Below are 18,409 nucleotides of genomic sequence, written 5' to 3'. Positions count from 1 at the left end.
GGTTTCTCTAAAGATAGGATTTTCAGAGGTGATGGCCTGCGTCTGTTGAAGACTAGGCGAGAGCCGCGCCATTTTGTATAGGAATTGTTGGGCTTTCGCTATTCTTTAATCTCTTCTTTAATAAGATTTGTTATTTCATTTATATCAATTTCCATTTGTTGTAATCTGGCTATAATTTCTTTTTCCATTATATTTTTCCAGTTATGTCCTCCTTCTATTGATAAAATGAGTTCTTCTAATTTAAGGTCTTTTCCAAGTCTTTTTTTTAATTCCGGATGTCGTTCTAATTTTTTCTGTAAATCATCTGAACCGGTCATCAGTGAAGTTCTTTGTATAATATTGTATTTTCCATTTTCCAAACCTTCTGCTCTTTTAATTGTATTTAATTGATTTCGTCTTAAATCAATCAACTTATTTCTTATTGTGGTTGGAATGAGCTTAATATCTCCACTATTTTGAAGGGTCTCAATAGTACTTGAATTGAACGAAAGTGGTTTGGTTGCTACGATTAAACTATTTATTGACGCATACACTTCTTCTAATTCAAGATTGTCTTTGTTATATAACTCATAGTATTTTTGAAAAGCTTGTTGATTGTTCTTGAATTCCTCAATAGTTATTTTAGAAAAGCTGCTATCTTTTTTTAAATCTTCAAGCAACTGGCCATAATACTCATTTATGGTATTTTGAGTTTTTCTGTTTTCGTTCCAATTGTTTACTTGTAAAGCCAGTAGAATCCCAATCATAACAAGCACAATCTCCCCAATTGCATAAATCAGATATTTACTGAATTTGTTCTCAGAGAGCAATTTTTGCCGGATACGGCGGAAGAATTTGATCATCAAAGGTTGGTTTCTCTAAAGATAGGATTTTCAGAAGTGTTGGCTTGCGCCTGTTGAAGGCCATTCGATAAAGGCAAATTTGCTTATAGCTATTGTCGCGCCTGGTTTTTCGTTCTTATAATTTTCACAATTCGGTTTATAATAATTTCCGACAAATTCCACTCATAACCTTCAAAATCCGTGGTGTTGATAAACTGAACAACTACGGCGTCAATATCTTCGTGATACTCTGCCAAGCTCTGGTAACCAATCACTAAACCGCCGTGATCATATTCGTAAGGATATATATCTTTTTCTCCTTCTTCAAATACAGAACCATCATTTAAGGCTCTTAAGAACGTTCCTACATCTGCTGCCGTTGCTAGCATTCCAAATTCACGCGCTTTGAAATCTTTTTCGATTCCTACATAATAGCCGCTCATCACATCTTCCAAATCCACTTCAGTTATTGAAAAGTAGGTGTTTTTCAGCCCTAAGGGATTCAATATTTTTTCTTTGATATAATTGTGATGGTTATATCCTAAAACTTCATCCATTATTTTGCGTAGCAACAAATAATTGGTGTTTGAATATTCATAGCCCTTGTTTGGTTTAAAACTCGCCGGTAAGTCTAAAGCAAAGTTTAAGGCATTTTTACCGTTTTCTTCTTCGTTTTCCCAAAATGCTGGATTATCTGTGAAATTTGGAATACCAGAACGGTGTTGAATCATCATTTTCAAGGTGATCTCATCGGCATATTCTATTCTTTCGTTTAGTTCAGGAAGATAATCGGTTAATGATTTATCAAAAGACAAACGCTTTTCTTTCACCAATTTAGTAGCTGCAACAGCCGTATACAGCTTGCTAATACTTGCAATTTTGAACAATGATTTCGGATCGGCCGCTATTTTCGCTTCTCTATCTTTCCAACCACCCGTGTAAAATGTCGGTGGTTTACCTGCTTGGTCTACGTAAACGATCATACCATCAAAACCATGGCTTATTGCTTCATCAACTTGTTCTTGAACGGAATCTGGTAGCGGTAAAATCCAAGCTTTTACTAATATCCAAGGAACGAAAAATAAAGAAACTGCTGTTCCGACAAGCAATAAAGCTCTTACAACCCATTTGGCTTTTTTGTTTCTTATCATTTTAATCTTCGATAATCTTGTCTATTTCTTGAATAATACTCAAGCCTACGTCCTTTAATTCACTGTATCTATGAATCATCGTATCAAACTGCCAAGCTGCTAAACTAATTACGTTTCTAAAGGCGGGAAATGAAGTGTAATTTTTAAAATCGGTAAAATACTCGGTTTGGGAAGTTGCTTTAGTGTAAAGTGAATCTGGTGGTACAAATGCATATGCCAAGACCAACGACCTGTCAAATTGAGTGGAAAGATAGGCCTCTTGACTTTCGGCATATTCATTATAACTCTTTTCATTTAATTCAATTTCACCAATAATGGTATGGTATCTTGTTAGAAGCGAATCTAAAGCCGTATTGTTGATTTTTCCATAGTAATTTGAATTTTTTAAAGCTTCATACCCACCAGTGCTAGGACAAAAATAGAGGTCAATAAATGCCCAACCACTAGACATAAAAAGCAAAGTGTTTTCATCTTCTGTTTTATCCAAAATACTGGTACGTGCCTGTTTGCATAGCTCAGCTATTTGCCTTCTGCCTATTGTTAAAGAGTCTAACTCGATAATATCTTCCAAGGTATTGGATTTGATTTTTACCAAATACTCTTTCAATGCGATATCGGCTTTTCTAGATTCATTCCAATTGTTGATTTGCAAGGCAATCAAAATTCCTATAACAACAAGAAAAATCTCACCAATAGCATATTTAAAATACTTTCCAGTTTTTCCTTCTGAAAGTAAGTTTTGTCTAATTTTTCTAAAGAATTTTATCATTGTTTAGAGGTTTGTCATAATGAAGCACAACGAGAGGGCTACGCGCAGTGCGGCCCTGTAATTTTTGGTGTTGTAACGAAGTTACATAAAACAAAAAGGACAATTGTGGCCGTGCCAAATTGCGTTTAGCCGGTGATGTGCTGCGTTGATTTCTGCCGTTGCGGCGGTGTTTGGTTATAGGTCCCTCATCCTACGGTTCTGGCAATTTGGTGTAGTCCTCTCGATGGGGCAGCCTTGCAAAAGGGCGGGAACGGCGCAGCCGTGTAGCAATTTTGTTCGCCGCAGGCGAATGCTGCACCATCGGTCTCGGCTAAGATTTCGTTGCGGAAAACGTCCAACGGACTTTTCCGCCGTAGCCCCTAAGTTAGCTGTTTGCGTGGAATTTCCCAATGGAAATTCCGCCGCAATGAATTTTAGCCATTGTTAGCAATAGTTATTTTTTTTCAGCCTTTATTGGTTTCCCATTTTCATAAAAAAGATAACCATCGATTTCTCCTGAAATACTGTCGTACATAATCCAGCGTCCATTTTCTTCTCCGTCAACGAATATGCCTTTGGAATGAATATTCCCATTCTCAAAATAACTAAATACAGAATCATTCATCTGTCCGTTTTTCCAATTTTCCAAGTTTTTTAGTTGTCCATTTGCATAATAACTTTTCCAAACTCCTTCTTTTGATTCATTATTAACTTGACCTTCTTCGGCTAGTTGTCCATTTTCATAAAAATATTTTACCGTTCCATTAGCAATTCCGTTTGTCCATTCCACTTCTTCCTCAACTTGTCCGTTTGGAAAGAAGTATTTCATTTTTCCGTTGATAAGTCCGTTTTTAAATTCTGAATAGGACTGAATTATACCATTTTCATAACTTTCGCAAGTCCCTGTGTATGGTTGATTATTCAAAAACCAAGTTCCATCATTGTTTTGAAATAGATCATTGCAATCAACAACTCCTTCAGCAATCTTAACTTTTTTTTCTTCTTTACAAGAGAAGAATAGTAAAATCGAGATAATTAAAATTAGGTTTTTCATAATTATTGCTAACGGACTTGTGTATGAAACGTAGCGTGCAAAAAGACACTAACTTTTCGGATTAGCACAGAGCCGAATTTTTATATTTTATTTTTTCTTTCTTAAAAAGCCAAATTAAAAATTTGGCGGACTTTCTAAATATACACAAACCTTTCGGTTAAGCGCTTATTAGCTATGTTTTATACACCGTGTTGTAAAACGTTTTTTAGTATCTTATTTTTAAATCCAATTCTAGAAATTCTTTTACTTTTCCTTGAGCACTATTGTCAAATTCAAGTATTAAATTTAAACTATCACTTTTAGTAAATTCTATATTCTCAACGTTTTTGAAAGCATCTTCAAAATCTGTTTTCTGCCTACCTATTTGAGTTTCAAATTCTACCTTTGTCAGACTTTTTATTCCATTTAAGTGTTCAATTGGTTCGTTATTTTCCTTTTTTACACCACGATATGGAAGTCTGAAAGTCCAAGGTAAATCTGGGTTTTGCTCATTCGTAATTATGTCAATTGACATTCCTTTTGGAAAATAATCGGGTTCATAAATTTTGCTAGTCTCAAAAAGGCTATCTGTCGATTTTGAATTTACTAAACACATTCCAAAACGTGAATTTCCGTTTTTCTCAAATTGAGAACGTTCCCAAAGTTTTGTTTTTTTAGTTAAATCACTCTGAATTTCATCCTCATTCACAACCCATAAAATTTCGAGGAAAAAATTGTCAAAATAGAATTTTCGATTTGTAGTTCCTTGACCAGGATGAAGTCGACTACTTCCTTCCGTCAATCCAAATTCAACCAAATCACTAGCTTCCTTTCCTCTCTTATTAGAAAATATAAATATGTGGTCTATTTCCATACTTTCTTGATTTTGGTCAAATGTTTTACAACGGTTCGTGTGTGGCTTCGTTGCGGAAAACGTCCACCGGACTTTTCCGCCGTACCCCCAAGTTAGCGAATCGGGCTGGAATTTCCTTTTGGAAATTCCGACCGCAATGAGCTATACACATTGTTATACCACGTTTTTAATACAACAAGATTTTCCAGCCCCAATAATCTCCATGAAATTTATCAGGTGTGACTAATTTGTCCAAATTCCCATTTTCTTGTTCAAATTCCCGCTTAGAAAGTCCATCTGTTAGCTCGCCAGAAAATGAATCAAAAATCAAATATTTAGAATTGGATTGTCCATAAACAAATCCATTTTCCAGATATAGTTTTTCCATTCCGTTGGTTAAACCTTGTCCATTTTTTTTAATGTCATCTTCTTCGATATTGGCAAGCCAAAAGTCAATCATGGTTATTTCATATTGCGAATTTATTGGTACTCTACCAAAATCTCCCAGTCCATTGTTTCTCCAATATGAAAATCGCCAAACAAAAAGTCCAACAAACAAGATCACAATAATCACCTCTTTTTTCAGCCTTTTTTGTCCAAATAGCTTGTTCAAAATGAACCAGATTATAAGTCCGTAAATGGCAGAAAGGATGGTAATTCTAATAATCTCAAAAACTAAATGAAAAAGGGTTGCCATTTATTTTTTCAAATGTGGTGTAACGAGAGGGCTACGCGCAGTGCGGCCCTGTAATTTTTGGTGTTGTAACGAAGTTACATAAAACAAAAAGGACAATTGTGGCCGTGCCAAATTGCGTTTAGCCGGTGATGTGCTGCGTTGATTTCTGCCGTTGCGGCGGTGTTTGGTTATAGGTCCCTCATCCTACGGTTCTGGCAATTTGGTGTAGTCCTCTCGATGGGGCAGCCTTGCAAAAGGGCGGGAACGGCGCAGCCGTGTAGCAATTTTGTTCGCCGCAGGCGAATGCTGCACCATCACATAAATATGTGCAGTTTTAGTTAACTCATCTAAATCTAAGAAAATCTACGGTAAGCCCTGTAAGGACTTAAAAACAAATTTTAATCAACTTAGGTAATTTGTATATAAAAAATATATAATTTCAGAAAATATATACAAATTGCCTAAGTGATATACGCTAACTATACATACAAATTTGACCAACATCGAGGAAAAGCAGTTATTCTCGTGCAGTTCAAATTTGATAAAACGCTTAAAGATGAATTGAGGTCACGTTTTCCTTCCGCTAAATGGAGCGCCACAAAAAAATCATGGTATTTGCCAGACTTACCCAGTGTTCGAAAAGCCTTGCAACTGCCATTAAAAACTGCTGTCGAGGGCAAAGTCATAAAAATAAACCCTGCCAACCGTCAGGCATTTCTTTTGATGCATGAGCAATTAAAACTTAAAAAGTATAGTCCGAACACCGTACGGCAGTACTTAAGTGAATTTAAGCATTTGCTCACGCTATTAAAGGATTTTCCTGTAGACAAACTCTCTCCAAAACGGTTAAAGGATTACTTTTTGTACTGTGTAGAAAAGGAGGGCATGGCCGAACGAAAGTTGAACGGAAAAATTAATGCTATAAAATTCTACTACGAACAGGTACTGCACCAACCTAAGATGTTTTTTGATATTCCCAGACCAAAAAAGCCGCAAAAGCTGCCAAAAACCCTCAGTAAAAGAGAGGTAAAGCGAATTTTTTCAGAGACCTCAAACCCAAAGCATTTGTTGGCATTGCAATTGGCCTACGGTATGGGTCTCAGGGTTTCTGAGGTTGTCAATCTCAAAGTCTCTGATATAGATAGCGACCGTATGATGGTCCATGTACAAGGCGCTAAAGGAAAAAAAGACAGATATGTGCCTCTGCCGGTCACTTTGCTTCCGTTACTCAAAAGTTATTATATAGAATTTAAACCTGAAACTTATCTTTTCGAAGGTCAGTATGGGGGTCAATATTCAAAAGCAAGCGTTCAAAACATTTTTAAGACCGCCATGCGAAAAGCAGGTATTGAAAAAAGAATTGGAATTCATGGTCTTCGCCATAGCTACGCCACCCACTTGTTAGAGTCTGGTGCCGATATGCGCTTTATTCAAGAATTGTTGGGCCACAATTCAATCAAGACCACTCAAGTGTACACCAAGGTTACCCCACGTAGCTTATCAAAAATTCAAAGTCCTTTAGACGCCCTTTAATCAGTAAAATTTCAATGCAGAAATTCCTTTTTGTCTATAACGCGAATTCAAGTACCCGCAATGCCATACTCGATAGTATGCACAAAATTTTTAGCCCAAAAACCTACGATTGTAAGCTCTGTGAGATTACCTATGGGGTATTTACAGAAAACCGCACGTGGAAAAAGTTTCGCAAAGAAAGTAAACATGAGCTCGTCTTCTTGCATAAAGATGAATTCACCAAAACCTATGCCAGTAAGTTTGGCTATAAATTCGATTTTCCGATTGTATTAGCTGAAGGGGTAGGGGGGCTTGAAGTCTTGATTTCAACCAACGAATTAAATCAAGTGCTGTCGGTCGAAGAACTGATAGCGCTCATCAACGAGAGAAGTTAAAATCCCCTCTCATTTTAGAAAGGGGATTTAACGGAGCGGCCTATCCGCCAATTCTTGGTAGGGCCATAGGTACCTCCATCAATAATACCCTACTGTCTGAGGTTGCAGAGAATTCTAGGCTATCGGTTTCCCAGATTCCAAAACCATCGCGTTTTTGCAATTGCTGTCCGTTGATTTCAACATCACCTTCCAACACGAAAGCATATACGCCATTGCCTTCTTTTTTAATCTTATAAGTGTCTGATGAACCTTCTTCAAATTTGCCCAAATGGAACCAGGCATCTTGGTGTACCCAAACCCCATCGTCATCCGTATTTGGGGACAATACCTGATAGAATTGGTTTTCCTTTTCAATATCCCGAATTGAAACTTGGTCGTAACGTGGTTCAACATTACGCTTGTTCGGAAATACCCAAATCTGCAAAAACTTGACCGGTTTGTCCGCATTTTTGTTGTACTCGCTATGGTAAATTCCTGTACCTGCACTCATCACCTGTACATCGCCTTCGCGAATAACCGTGGTATTGCCCATACTGTCCTTATGCTCCAAATCGCCTTCTAGGGGTATGGATACAATTTCCATATTATCATGTGGGTGGGTTCCAAAACCTTTGGCTTCAGAAACCTGGTCGTCGTTCAATACGCGAAGCACCCCAAAATGGTTTCGCTCCGGATTTTGATAGCCAGCGAAACTAAAACTGTGATGGCTTTTCAACCAACCATGGTCGGCGTAGCCTCTTGTGTCTGCTTTATGTAATACCGTTTGCATCTGTTCTTATTTTTTGTTTGATACAAATTTCGCTTACCGAAACGGCTTTGGGAATATGAAAAAACGGGAGCTACTTATGAAAATCCGATATTGGGTTCCTCGCGAAACGCACTGGGTGAAATCCCGGTACATTTTTTAAAAAATGCACTGAAATTTGCGGGCTCTGAAAACCCTAGTTCAAAGGCGATTTCTTTGTTCGACAATTCACTGAAGTACAAAAGTCGTTTTGCAGCCGTAGTGATCCTACTCTGCAAATGCTCTTTCGTGGTCTTGCCCGTCAATGATTTGATGACCCGGTTCAAATGGTCTGGGGTAATATGCAATGCTTCTGCATAGCTATTGGCATGGTGCCATTCTTTGTATTTGGTATGTACCAATTTTTTAAAATTACGCACGAGGTTAGCACCTGTTTCTTGGGTCTGCACATCCAATTCGTTCAACGAACAAAGGGAGTGGCATTGAATCAAAAACAGTTTCAATAAAGCGCCAAGGGCTTCAAACTTGTATTTGTGGCTGCTGCTGAATTGGATTAGCATTTGTTCGGTCAATGTTGCCAAGGCCTGAGATGAGGTGTCATCAACAGAAAGCGGTGGGTTGGCACCACTGTCTTGAAAGAGGTTGATATCTTCGATAAACGAAACCGAGATTTGGTTTAAGACTAAAAATTCTTCTGAAAACACTAGGGAATAGCCTATGGATTGTTCATCTTCAATCAATTGATGTACTTGCCCTGGACTTATAAAATAGACCTGATTTTTATCCAGTGCATAGGAGTTGAAGTCAATGCGGTGCTGACCTTTGGCCGATTTTACAAATAGAACGGTATAGAAATCATGGCGATGTGGCGCATCGGGAGCTCCCTTCCGGTTTTCAAAAATGTCTTCCATTCGCGAAATGCCAAAACTTGCATTGGCATCTGAACGGTTGATGTTACGGTAGGTTTTTACAGCATCCATGGGTGACCATTAGGTGACTTCGGCGTTGATTTGACCGATGTAGTTTAAGAGTGCATCGCGGCCCATGTGCTTGGTCGATGAGGTCACAAAATGGGGTGGAGCTTCTTCCCAAGCTCCTTCCAACAAAATTTGCAGATACTTCGAAACATGCTGCTCAATTTCTTCAGATTTAAGCTTGTCCGCTTTGGTGAAAATAATGGCAAACGGTATACCATTGGTTCCCAACCATTCCATAAATTCTAAATCTACAGGTTGTGGGGTATGGCGTATATCAACCAACACAAAACCACAGACCAATTGTTTGCGTTTTAAAAAATATTGGGTAATGTACTTCTGAAAGGTTTTCTTTTCTTTTTTGGAAACCCTCGCGTAACCGTAACCGGGCAAATCGACCAAAAACCAATTTTTGTTGATTTTAAAATGGTTGATGAGTTGGGTCTTACCTGGTCTGCCCGATGTTTTGGCCAGATTCTTATTGTCGACCAACATATTGATGAGCGAAGACTTCCCCACATTTGAACGACCTATAAAGGCGTATTCGGGCAAGGGTTCGTTGGGGCACTTGGCCACATCGCTATTGCTCATTACAAATTCGGCAGAGGTTATTTTCATTGGTTGCTGTACTACAGATTGAACGTATGTCGCAAAACAATTTCCTAAAACAAAGATAGCGTTCTTAAGGTCTGAAAAATAGTATTGAAGTATAGGTCGTTTACCCTAATCTAAAAACCGCGTTGCTCCAACCAAGCGTCCAATACCTGATTGAATTCATCAGGATGCTCCATCATGGGAGCATGACCGCATTTGTCAATCCAAAATAAATCGGAATCGGGTAAGAGTTCGTGAAACTCTTCGGCCACATTAGGTGGGGTTACACTGTCTTGCTTGCCCCAAATAATGCAGGTTGGCGTGTTCATTTTAGGCAGGTCTTTCGACATGTTATGACGTATGGCGCTTTTGGCAATGGCCAAAGTCTTGACCAATTTCATACGGTCATTGACCGTGGCAAAAACCTCGTCGACTATTTCTTTGGTGGCCACTTTAGGGTCGTAAAAAACGTCTTCGGCCTTCTTTTTGATGAATTCGTAGTCCCCGCGTTTTGGGTATCCGTCGCCCATGGCACTTTCGTAGAGACCAGAACTGCCGGTAATGACCAATGCCTTAACCTTTTCAGGAAACATTTTGGTATGTAACAGACCAATATGACCTCCGAGTGAATTCCCCAAAAGAATGACTTCATCAAACCCTTTGTGGTCAATAAATTCTTCTAAAAATTGGGCAAAATTCTTTACCGTGGTCTTTAACATGGGCATGTCATAGATGGGCAGTTCAGGTACCAAAACCTTGTAGCCCTTGGCCGGAAAATGGTCGGTTACCCCATGAAAATTGCTCAGTCCGCCCATCAAACCGTGAAGGATGATTATGGGCGTGCCCTCTCCATGCTCAATGTATCGGAATTTACCCTCTTTAATGATTTGGTCCTCCATTTGGTCTGGTTCGAAATCGAAGCGCAAATATAGGTAATTCACTAATGAATGTAACTGCTGTTTTTCAGCGCGATGTGCTTCCAATCAAACTGTTTTTTAGAAATTCTAGTGGAAAATTTATTAACAAAGTGGTATAAAGTGGCTTTTTCTGCAAAATAATTACCATATTTGGGTAATAATTGCAATTATTAGTACGGAGTGACATCAATCGTCGGACAATATGAATGTAAGGCCGATGCCAAAGGGCGTATAACCCTGCCGACATCGCTAAAGAACAAACTCATGCCCTTTATGGGTAATGATTTTGTTATCAAACGTTCCATAGATCAGGATTGTTTGGAACTCTACCCCCAAGTAAAATTTGATGAAATGATGGCGCAGGTCATGTCCCACCCCAATAAAGGCAAAGACTTTAGGATATGGCTGCGCAAATTCACCGCAGGCTTAAAAGATGATGTCACCATTGATAAGGATAGCGGTCGAATGCAGATACCCAAAGTATTGTTTGACCATGTGGGTCTGGGCAAAGCGGTGGTTTTGAACGCGGCGCACACGGTCATAGAAATTTGGGACAAGGCCAAATATGAGGGCATGCTTGACTCAATGAGCGATGAGCGTTACGACGAAATTTCTGAAGAAATTTTCAATGGAGGAGGGCAACCGTTACCATGATCCCGTTTTGCTTGCAGCATCGGTAGATGGTCTTGACATTAAAGAAGATGGTGTTTATGTGGATGTAACCTTCGGTGGAGGTGGACATTCAAAAGAAATATTGAGACGGCTCGGGCCAGAAGGAAGATTGGTCGCCTTTGATCAAGATGAAGATGCCCTCGCCAATGCAATTGAAGATGAGAGGTTTCAGCTCATTAATGAGAATTTCAGATACCTCAAACGATTTTTAAAGTTCTATGGCATTACTGAAGTTGATGGAATTCTAGGGGATTTCGGGGTGTCTTCACATCAGTTTGATGAAGCCTCACGAGGATTCTCCATTCGTTTTGATGCAGAATTGGATATGCGTATGAACCAGAAGGGCGGTAAAAGTGCCTTTGAAGTGGTCAATACCTATAAAGTCGATGAGCTGACCCGTGTTTTTAAGGAATATGGTGAGCTCCGAAACGCGAAGGCCTTGGCAAATCAAATTGTAGCAGAAAGAAATTCCAACCCCATAAAAACTACCGAAGACCTGAAGACCGCGTTGCGACGGTTTATACCAAAAATGCGGGAAAACAAGATTCTTGCACAGCTCTTTCAAGCAATACGAATTGAGGTAAACGAAGAAGTTGACGTGTTGAAGGAGTTTTTGGAGCAAGTGCCCCAAGTGTTGAAAGAAGGAGGGCGACTGAGTGTAATTAGCTATCACTCCCTAGAGGACAGATTGGTAAAACGATTTATACGTGATGGAAAATTCGAAGGTCAGGCAGAGAAAGATTTTTATGGAAACATTGATGTTCCGCTGAAAAAAATAAACGGATTGATTACACCATCAACTGAAGAAATAGAAAAGAATAACAGAGCGCGAAGTGCAAAGCTTCGAGTAGCAGAAAAAATATAATTCAATCCCCCTAATGAAAGGGGGTGGCTTGGCAAAGCCAAGTCGGGGGATGTAGAATAAGGTTTTGCTTCGATTGAAAGAATGAATAAAAAGAACCAATAAATGAAAAAAGGAGTTTTGGACATACTTAAGGGAAAATTTTTAGTGAGCGGAGACGCCCCTAAGAATTGGAGGTTTCTCTTGTTCATTTCCCTATTGGCCATTTTCATGATTTCAAGTAGCCATCAGGCAGATTTGAAGGTGAAGCGTATTTCAAACTTAAATGAAGAGGTACGGGCACTGCGAAGTGAGTTTTTTGCCAACCGTAGAAATGTACAGCAATTGAAGATGGAATCGACCCTGACCTTACGTGTAGAAGGACGTGGGTTGCGAACCTCTGAGAATCCTCCTCAAAAAATAGTAGTTAAATCGAATAAATAGCCCTTGCCAGTAAGTGATAAAAATATCATGAGTCGATTATACCTAATTGTGGTAGGTATGGTCATCTTCGCTGGTCTAGTAGCCTTCAAACTTATTGGAGTCTCAACGGTCGAAGGTGAAAAATATAAGCAATGGGCCCTTGAGAAAACAGAACGCGTCGCTACTATACCACCCATTCGGGGAAATATTTTTTCAGATGATGGGAGTCTTTTGGCCGCATCTGTAGCAAAATACACGGTACACTTAGACGCACTTACCCCAAAGAGTAAACTTTGGGAAGATGAGCACAAAGCCCTTTGTGATTCGTTAGGCACTCTTTTTGGTAAACCTTCATCGCATTACCTGCAAAAATTGCGAAAGGCCAGGGCCAATAAAAAGCGACATGTGCTTTTGGCGCGTGATATCGATTATCCAGAATTCGCCAGAATGCGAAATTTTCCGCTTTTAAAATACCATCCTTATAAAGGTGGAATGAAATCTGACTACAAGGTGGTTCGAGAGTATCCACTTGGTCAAATGGCATGGCGAAGTATTGGTTATGAAAAGGTCGATGAAAACGGCTACTATACCCGTGTAGGTATTGATGGTGCTTTTGGTAAAGACTTCCTACGTGGAGTGGTCGGTAAGCGAATGGAACAAAAGAGTGGTGGCGGTCAATGGAAACCAATGGGTGCCAATAATATCGTAGAACCGCAAGACGGTCTAGATGTGCTTACCACCTTAAATATTAATTTTCAAGATATCGCCCACAATGAGCTAAAAAAGCAACTTCAAGCGTACGATGCAGATCATGGCTGTGTAGTGGTGATGGAAGTAGAGACCGGAGCTGTGAAGGCCATCGCCAATTTGGGCAAGGATGAAGATGGCAACTACATCGAGCTGCGTAATTATGCTGTTTGGGAAGCCCATGAACCAGGATCTACGTTTAAACTGATGTCCCTTTTGGCAGCTTTGGAAGATAATGTTGCAGATACCACCCAGATTTTAGATACCCATAAAGGGCGTTGGAAGGTCTACAATAAATTGGTCAAAGATTCTCGTTGGGGAGGTTATGGTCAAATTTCCATTGCAAAGGGTTTTGCCGTCTCTTCAAATACCGTTTTCGCTCAAATGATCAACAATGGTTATGAAGACCAGCCCGAAAAATTCGTCAATCGATTAATGAATTTTGGGCTTCACAAGAAATTGGACTTACCAATAATAGGTGAAGGCCAACCAATTATTAGATACCCTGGCGATAAGCTTTGGTCCGGATTGTCTTTGGCATGGATGTCACAAGGGTACGAGGTTGCACTTACTCCGCTTCAAACACTTACGTTTTATAATGCCATTGCCAATGATGGTGAAATGGTACGTCCACGATTTTTGAGCAAGGCGAGAGTAGGTAATCGCGAAGTTGAAAAATTTGAAAAGGAAGTGATGTCCAAATCAATTGCCTCGACTGAAAATATCAAAAAGGTTCAGCGCTTATTGAAAGATGTGGTAGAGAAAGACTTTGGCACAGGTAGTGGTCTTTACGACCCGAACTTCTCCATGGCCGGGAAAACCGGTACGAGCTGGAAGAATTATTGGGCGAATGCTGACGATAGGGACTATATCTCCTCCTTTGCAGGGTATTTTCCAGCTGATGATCCTAAGTATTCCTGCATTGTTATCATTCACGAACCCAATCAAGAAAAGGGCATTTACGGGGCAGATGTTGCTGGGCCCGTTTTCAAATCAATGGCCAAAAAAATATACCTCTCCTCGCCAGTAATCGATAAGGTTGAAGTGGATATTCCTGAAAACGAGGAGCTGAACAAGAAATACGAAGATTATTACGCCAAAGCTCAAGAAGAGACTAAAAAGATGCCCAATCTATTGGGTATGAGCGGTATGGATGCGGTTTCCCTTTTAGAAAACTTAGGGGTTGAAGTCGCGTTGCAAAGCAATGGAAAAGTGGTAGAGCAATCCGTTGAAAAAGGAACTGCCCTGAACGAAGTCAAAAAAATAACCCTAACGCTACAATGAAATTGTTGAAAGACATATTGTTTGGGGTACGGCTATCTGCTGTAAACGGTGATACCAATGTTTTGGTGAACAACTTGCATTTTGACTCTAGAAAGGTTGAGATGGATGATGCCTTTATTGCCGTACGCGGCTTAATAACTGATGGTCATAAATACATTCAAAAGGCTGTCGAGTCTGGGGCAAAGGCAATCGTTTGCGAAGAATTTCCAGAGTTATTGGTCAATGGTATTACCTATTTAAAGGTTGAAAGTTCAAATGAGGCCTTGGCCATTATGGCGAGTAACTTTTATGATAATCCTTCAAAAAACCTCAAACTGGTTGGGGTAACGGGTACCAACGGAAAAACCACCGTGACCACCTTGTTGAGCAATCTTTTTGAAAAGGCAGGGTACAAAGTTGGCTTGATTTCAACGATTAAAATCAAGGTGGATAAAAAGGAATACGATACTTCGCATACCACACCAGATGCGTTGACCATCAATAAACATTTGAAATTGATGAACGATGCAGGAGTAGAGTATTGCTTTATGGAAGCGAGTTCACACGGTATTCACCAAAAGCGGACCAAAGGTCTAACTTTTGCCGGTGCTGTATTTACCAATCTGTCGCATGATCACTTAGACTACCATAAAACCTTTGCAGAATATCGCGATACCAAAAAAGTGCTTTTTGACGAACTGTCTAAGTCTGCTTTTGCACTGACGAACCTAGACGACAAGAACGGTATGGTCATGTTGCAAAACACCAAAGCGAAAAAACATACCTATGCCCTAAAATCCTTTGCTGATTTCAGGGCCCAAATCTTGGAACATCAACTTGATGGACAATTACTAAAGCTCGATGATAATGAAGTTTGGTCAAAACTGATAGGCAATTTCAATGCCTACAATATGCTGGCCATTTATGCTACTGGCACATTACTCGGTCTTGAAAAAATGGAACTGCTGCAATTGCTCAGTCAACTTGAAAATGTTGACGGTCGATTTCAGCATTACGTATCAAAAGGGAAAATTACTGCTATTGTTGATTATGCCCATACACCGGATGCGCTTAAAAATGTGTTGAACACTATCAATACGTTGAGAACTGGAAATGAAAGTGTCATCACCGTTGTGGGGTGTGGTGGTGACCGTGACGGTTCTAAGCGCCCGGTTATGGGTCATATTGCTTCCGAGCTGAGCAACCAGGCCATTTTTACCTCTGATAATCCGCGAAGCGAATCACCTACTAAAATCATTGAGGAAATGGAAGCGGGTGTGGAGCCCCAGAATGTGCGAAAGGTAATCGCAATAGAAAATAGAAAGCAGGCTATAAAAACGGCTTGTAAACTCGCAATGACCAACGATATAATCCTTGTGGCGGGCAAGGGGCACGAAACCTATCAAGAAACAAATGGTGTTCGAACAGACTTTGATGATTTCAAAGAAGTTCAAAGCGCCTTAAACGAATTAGAGAAATAAAGACCAATGCTATACTATCTATTTGAATATTTGGAAGAAGCGTACCAATTACCGGGTGCCTCATTGTTCCAATACCTTACGTTCAGGGCTGGTATGGCAGTTATCCTGTCGTTGCTATTGGCCATGGTCTATGGTAAACGGGTAATTCTTTTTCTACAGAAGAAGCAAATAGGTGAGAGTATTCGTGATTTAGGTCTTGAAGGCCAAACACAGAAAGCCGGAACCCCTACCATGGGCGGTATCATTATTATTCTTGCCACCCTAATTCCCGTACTGTTATTTGGTGATTTAGGTAATATATATGTTATCCTCCTCATCCTCACGACGGTTTGGATGGGTATCATCGGCTTTATAGATGACTACATTAAGATTTTCAAGAAGGACAAAAAGGGACTCAAGGGTAGGTTCAAGATAATGGGGCAAGTAGTTCTTGGCCTGTTGGTTGGTGCTATACTTTATTTCCATCCAGAGGTAACCATTAAAGAAAAAGATGGCTCTAGAATTACAACTGATTTTAAAGTTGAAAAAGTATACGGCGAAGAATCCAAAGCACTACGGACCAATGTTCCCTTTTTTAAGGACAATGAATTGGATTACACCGAATTTATTTCTTGGATGGGTGAGGGGGCCGAAGACTATGCCTTTCTCATATTCATACCGATTGTCATACTCATAGTGACTGCGGTTTCCAATGGCGCAAATTTAACAGATGGTATCGATGGATTAGCTGCGGGGTCATCAGCGATTATGGTGATGACCCTTGCCATCTTTGCATGGGTATCGGGTAATATCGAATTTTCTGATTACCTGGACATATTCTACATCCCAAGGGTGGGTGAATTGGTTGTATTTCTCGGCGCTTTTGTTGGGGGCTTGATAGGTTTTCTTTGGTATAATGCCTATCCGGCACAGGTTTTTATGGGCGATACGGGTAGTCTGACCATTGGTGGAATTATAGCTGTCATTGCAATCATTGTTCGAAAGGAATTATTGATTCCCATTTTATGCGGAATCTTTTTTGCTGAATCGCTTTCGGTCATGCTGCAAGTGGGTTATTTCAAGCATACCAAAAAGAAATACGGTGAGGGTCGTCGAATTTTTCTAATGGCGCCATTACACCATCATTACCAAAAGAAACTATACCATGAGAGTAAGATTGTTACCCGCTTTTGGATTATAGGAATTCTTTTGGCCATTGTGAGCATTGTGACCTTAAAAGTAAGATAGGATGCAACGGTTGGTCGTGCTTGGTGCGGGAGAAAGTGGAGTAGGAACGGCCATTTTAGGAAAAAAAGAAGGATTTGAAGTCTTTGTTTCTGACAAAGGCGAAATCAAAAAAGAATACAAAGAAGTTCTTGAACATATTGAGATTGAATGGGAGGAAAAACAGCATTCCGAAGCACGGATTTTAAATGCCGATTTGGTAATGAAGAGCCCGGGTATTCCAGATACTGTTCCACTGGTATTGCAACTGGTTGCAATGGGAATACCGGTAATTTCTGAAATAGAATTCGCCACTAGGTACACGAAGGCCGAAATCATTGGAATTACGGGTAGTAACGGTAAGACCACGACCACAATGCTGACACATCATTTGGTAAAAAATGGTGGTTCGCACGTTGGAATGGCCGGAAATATTGGTGACAGTTTTGCCAAAATGGTCGCCGAAAATGATTTTAGCCAATATGTGCTTGAAATCAGCAGCTTTCAGCTAGATGGGATAGTTGATTTTAAACCGAAGATTGCAATTATTACCAATATCACACCTGATCATTTGGACCGCTATAACTACAAATTTGAAAATTACATTGCCTCCAAATTCAGAATTGCGATGAATCAAGATTCAAACGATTACCTGATTTATGATGCTGATGACGAAGTAATCGTCAGCTGGTTAAAATCCAACCCTATTCAATCCAAATTAGTCCCTTTTTCGTTGCAGTCAGCACAGAAATTTGGAGCGTGGGTAGAGAACGGAATGATTAAAATAAAAGTAGAACCAAAAACCTTTGAAATGAGTACAGATATTTTGGCCTTGGATGGTCAGCACAATGTAAAGAATGCCATGGCAGCCGGTCTTGCCTCGCTGTTGGTGAATGTTAGAAAAGAAACCATTCGCCAGAGTATTCAGACGTTTCAAGGGGCTCCTCATCGATTGGAAAAAGTTCTGAAAATCAACCACGTTGAATATATCAATGACTCTAAGGCAACGAATGTAAATGCAACCTATTACGCACTTGAAGGAGTTAAAAAACCAATAGTATGGATTGTTGGTGGGGTAGATAAAGGCAATGATTATTCTTCACTGATGCCCATGGTTCGCGAAAAGGTAAAGGCTATTATTTGTTTGGGTATGGATAACAGTAAACTAAAAGACACTTTTGGTAACGTCATGGATTTTATGGTGGAGGCCTTTTCAATGGAAGAAGCCGTTAAGATGGCCTATAAAATTGGAGAGCGTGGCGATACTGTTCTGTTGTCGCCTGCCTGTGCAAGTTTTGATTTGTTTCAGAATTACGAAGACAGAGGCGATCAATTTAAAGCAGCAATTAGAAAATTATAA

At 39.8% G+C, this 18,409-nt stretch carries 19 protein-coding genes; 9 read left to right on the top strand and 10 right to left on the bottom strand.

All coding sequences use genetic code 11. From position 1 onward, the window contains the following. Positions 1 to 98: 98 nt before the first annotated feature. The 6 genes from HCU67_RS00585 to HCU67_RS00560 form a co-directional block, all read right to left on the bottom strand. Positions 99 to 842, bottom strand: a complete 744-nt coding sequence (locus tag HCU67_RS00585; RefSeq protein WP_168550671.1) for a DUF6090 family protein — start codon at positions 840 to 842, stop codon at positions 99 to 101. A gap of 89 nt (positions 843 to 931) precedes the next feature. Beyond that, entirely contained in the window at positions 932 to 1,972 is a 1,041-nt protein-coding gene (locus tag HCU67_RS00580; protein ID WP_168550670.1) for a serine hydrolase domain-containing protein, read from the bottom strand. Position 1,973: 1 nt separating this feature from the next. Next, positions 1,974 to 2,741, bottom strand: coding sequence for a DUF6090 family protein (locus HCU67_RS00575; RefSeq protein ID WP_168550544.1), 768 nt, complete (start codon positions 2,739 to 2,741; stop codon positions 1,974 to 1,976). 433 nt (positions 2,742 to 3,174) lie between these two features. Further along, a complete protein-coding gene (locus tag HCU67_RS00570) occupies positions 3,175 to 3,774 on the bottom strand; it encodes a toxin-antitoxin system YwqK family antitoxin (protein ID WP_168550669.1) in 600 nt (199 codons plus the stop codon). A 205-nt stretch (positions 3,775 to 3,979) separates the two neighbouring features. Continuing rightward, positions 3,980 to 4,462 (bottom strand): hypothetical protein, encoded by a 483-nt coding sequence (locus tag HCU67_RS00565; RefSeq protein ID WP_345890681.1) that lies wholly within the window; start codon positions 4,460 to 4,462, stop codon positions 3,980 to 3,982. A gap of 331 nt (positions 4,463 to 4,793) precedes the next feature. Next, positions 4,794 to 5,303, bottom strand: coding sequence for a hypothetical protein (locus HCU67_RS00560; protein ID WP_168550667.1), 510 nt, complete (start codon positions 5,301 to 5,303; stop codon positions 4,794 to 4,796). A gap of 444 nt (positions 5,304 to 5,747) precedes the next feature. Between HCU67_RS00560 and HCU67_RS00555 the strand changes: the two genes are divergently transcribed. Beyond that, positions 5,748 to 6,815: a tyrosine-type recombinase/integrase gene (locus tag HCU67_RS00555; protein ID WP_168550666.1), complete on the top strand. Its 1,068-nt coding sequence runs from the start codon at positions 5,748 to 5,750 to the stop codon at positions 6,813 to 6,815. Between the two features lie 14 nt (positions 6,816 to 6,829). Further along, positions 6,830 to 7,189 (top strand): GTPase, encoded by a 360-nt coding sequence (locus HCU67_RS00550; protein WP_168550665.1) that lies wholly within the window; start codon positions 6,830 to 6,832, stop codon positions 7,187 to 7,189. Between the two features lie 40 nt (positions 7,190 to 7,229). Here HCU67_RS00550 and HCU67_RS00545 read toward each other — a convergent pair whose 3' ends face one another. The 4 genes from HCU67_RS00545 to HCU67_RS00530 form a co-directional block, all read right to left on the bottom strand. Next, positions 7,230 to 7,958: a pirin family protein gene (locus tag HCU67_RS00545; RefSeq protein ID WP_168550664.1), complete on the bottom strand. Its 729-nt coding sequence runs from the start codon at positions 7,956 to 7,958 to the stop codon at positions 7,230 to 7,232. Between the two features lie 74 nt (positions 7,959 to 8,032). After that, positions 8,033 to 8,914: a helix-turn-helix domain-containing protein gene (locus tag HCU67_RS00540; RefSeq protein ID WP_168550663.1), complete on the bottom strand. Its 882-nt coding sequence runs from the start codon at positions 8,912 to 8,914 to the stop codon at positions 8,033 to 8,035. A gap of 9 nt (positions 8,915 to 8,923) precedes the next feature. Continuing rightward, the gene (gene yihA, locus HCU67_RS00535) at positions 8,924 to 9,526 is read right to left on the bottom strand and encodes a ribosome biogenesis GTP-binding protein YihA/YsxC (protein ID WP_168550662.1); all 603 of its coding nucleotides are present in this window, start codon (positions 9,524 to 9,526) and stop codon (positions 8,924 to 8,926) included. Positions 9,527 to 9,636: 110 nt separating this feature from the next. Then, a complete protein-coding gene (locus tag HCU67_RS00530; RefSeq protein WP_168552014.1) occupies positions 9,637 to 10,401 on the bottom strand; it encodes an alpha/beta fold hydrolase in 765 nt (254 codons plus the stop codon). Between the two features lie 198 nt (positions 10,402 to 10,599). Between HCU67_RS00530 and HCU67_RS16755 the strand changes: the two genes are divergently transcribed. The 7 genes from HCU67_RS16755 (at position 10,600) to murD (ending at position 18,409) form a co-directional block, all read left to right on the top strand. Next, positions 10,600 to 11,073, top strand: a complete 474-nt coding sequence (locus HCU67_RS16755) for a division/cell wall cluster transcriptional repressor MraZ (RefSeq protein WP_168550661.1) — start codon at positions 10,600 to 10,602, stop codon at positions 11,071 to 11,073. Continuing rightward, positions 11,048 to 11,956, top strand: coding sequence for a 16S rRNA (cytosine(1402)-N(4))-methyltransferase RsmH (gene rsmH, locus HCU67_RS00520; RefSeq protein WP_168550660.1), 909 nt, complete (start codon positions 11,048 to 11,050; stop codon positions 11,954 to 11,956). Before HCU67_RS16755 ends, rsmH begins: the two co-directional genes overlap by 26 nt. Before the next feature lie 102 nt (positions 11,957 to 12,058). Beyond that, complete coding sequence (locus HCU67_RS00515; protein ID WP_168550659.1) at positions 12,059 to 12,376, top strand: FtsL-like putative cell division protein; 318 nt, start codon at positions 12,059 to 12,061, stop codon at positions 12,374 to 12,376. Between the two features lie 27 nt (positions 12,377 to 12,403). Then, complete coding sequence (locus HCU67_RS00510) at positions 12,404 to 14,386, top strand: penicillin-binding protein (RefSeq protein WP_246865676.1); 1,983 nt, start codon at positions 12,404 to 12,406, stop codon at positions 14,384 to 14,386. Next, a complete protein-coding gene (locus tag HCU67_RS00505) occupies positions 14,383 to 15,846 on the top strand; it encodes a UDP-N-acetylmuramoyl-L-alanyl-D-glutamate--2,6-diaminopimelate ligase (protein ID WP_168550657.1) in 1,464 nt (487 codons plus the stop codon). Before HCU67_RS00510 ends, HCU67_RS00505 begins: the two co-directional genes overlap by 4 nt. Before the next feature lie 6 nt (positions 15,847 to 15,852). Then, positions 15,853 to 17,073: a phospho-N-acetylmuramoyl-pentapeptide-transferase gene (gene mraY / locus HCU67_RS00500; RefSeq protein ID WP_168550656.1), complete on the top strand. Its 1,221-nt coding sequence runs from the start codon at positions 15,853 to 15,855 to the stop codon at positions 17,071 to 17,073. A 1-nt stretch (position 17,074) separates the two neighbouring features. After that, entirely contained in the window at positions 17,075 to 18,409 is a 1,335-nt protein-coding gene (gene murD / locus HCU67_RS00495) for a UDP-N-acetylmuramoyl-L-alanine--D-glutamate ligase (RefSeq protein ID WP_168550655.1), read from the top strand.

The organism is Croceivirga thetidis (assembly GCF_012272815.1).
Lineage (GTDB): Bacteria > Bacteroidota > Bacteroidia > Flavobacteriales > Flavobacteriaceae > Croceivirga > Croceivirga thetidis.
Note: the sequence above shows the minus strand (reverse complement) of the source record. Positions and strands in the feature narration are given on the sequence as shown.

What these genes read in the sequence shown, in the direction of transcription:
- HCU67_RS00585 (WP_168550671.1), bottom strand. Translation starts at nt 842, where the DNA reads ATGATCAAATTCTTCCGCCGTATCCGGCAAAAATTGCTCTCTGAGAAC.
- HCU67_RS00580 (WP_168550670.1), bottom strand. Translation starts at nt 1,972, where the DNA reads ATGATAAGAAACAAAAAAGCCAAATGGGTTGTAAGAGCTTTATTGCTT.
- HCU67_RS00575 (WP_168550544.1), bottom strand. Translation starts at nt 2,741, where the DNA reads ATGATAAAATTCTTTAGAAAAATTAGACAAAACTTACTTTCAGAAGGA.
- HCU67_RS00570 (WP_168550669.1), bottom strand. Translation starts at nt 3,774, where the DNA reads ATGAAAAACCTAATTTTAATTATCTCGATTTTACTATTCTTCTCTTGT.
- HCU67_RS00560 (WP_168550667.1), bottom strand. Translation starts at nt 5,303, where the DNA reads ATGGCAACCCTTTTTCATTTAGTTTTTGAGATTATTAGAATTACCATC.
- HCU67_RS00550 (WP_168550665.1), top strand. Translation starts at nt 6,830, where the DNA reads ATGCAGAAATTCCTTTTTGTCTATAACGCGAATTCAAGTACCCGCAAT.
- HCU67_RS00545 (WP_168550664.1), bottom strand. Translation starts at nt 7,958, where the DNA reads ATGCAAACGGTATTACATAAAGCAGACACAAGAGGCTACGCCGACCAT.
- HCU67_RS00540 (WP_168550663.1), bottom strand. Translation starts at nt 8,914, where the DNA reads ATGGATGCTGTAAAAACCTACCGTAACATCAACCGTTCAGATGCCAAT.
- yihA (WP_168550662.1), bottom strand. Translation starts at nt 9,526, where the DNA reads ATGAAAATAACCTCTGCCGAATTTGTAATGAGCAATAGCGATGTGGCC.
- HCU67_RS00530 (WP_168552014.1), bottom strand. Translation starts at nt 10,401, where the DNA reads ATGGAGGACCAAATCATTAAAGAGGGTAAATTCCGATACATTGAGCAT.
- rsmH (WP_168550660.1), top strand. Translation starts at nt 11,048, where the DNA reads ATGGAGGAGGGCAACCGTTACCATGATCCCGTTTTGCTTGCAGCATCG.
- HCU67_RS00515 (WP_168550659.1), top strand. Translation starts at nt 12,059, where the DNA reads ATGAAAAAAGGAGTTTTGGACATACTTAAGGGAAAATTTTTAGTGAGC.
- HCU67_RS00510 (WP_246865676.1), top strand. Translation starts at nt 12,404, where the DNA reads ATGAGTCGATTATACCTAATTGTGGTAGGTATGGTCATCTTCGCTGGT.
- HCU67_RS00505 (WP_168550657.1), top strand. Translation starts at nt 14,383, where the DNA reads ATGAAATTGTTGAAAGACATATTGTTTGGGGTACGGCTATCTGCTGTA.
- mraY (WP_168550656.1), top strand. Translation starts at nt 15,853, where the DNA reads ATGCTATACTATCTATTTGAATATTTGGAAGAAGCGTACCAATTACCG.
- murD (WP_168550655.1), top strand. Translation starts at nt 17,075, where the DNA reads ATGCAACGGTTGGTCGTGCTTGGTGCGGGAGAAAGTGGAGTAGGAACG.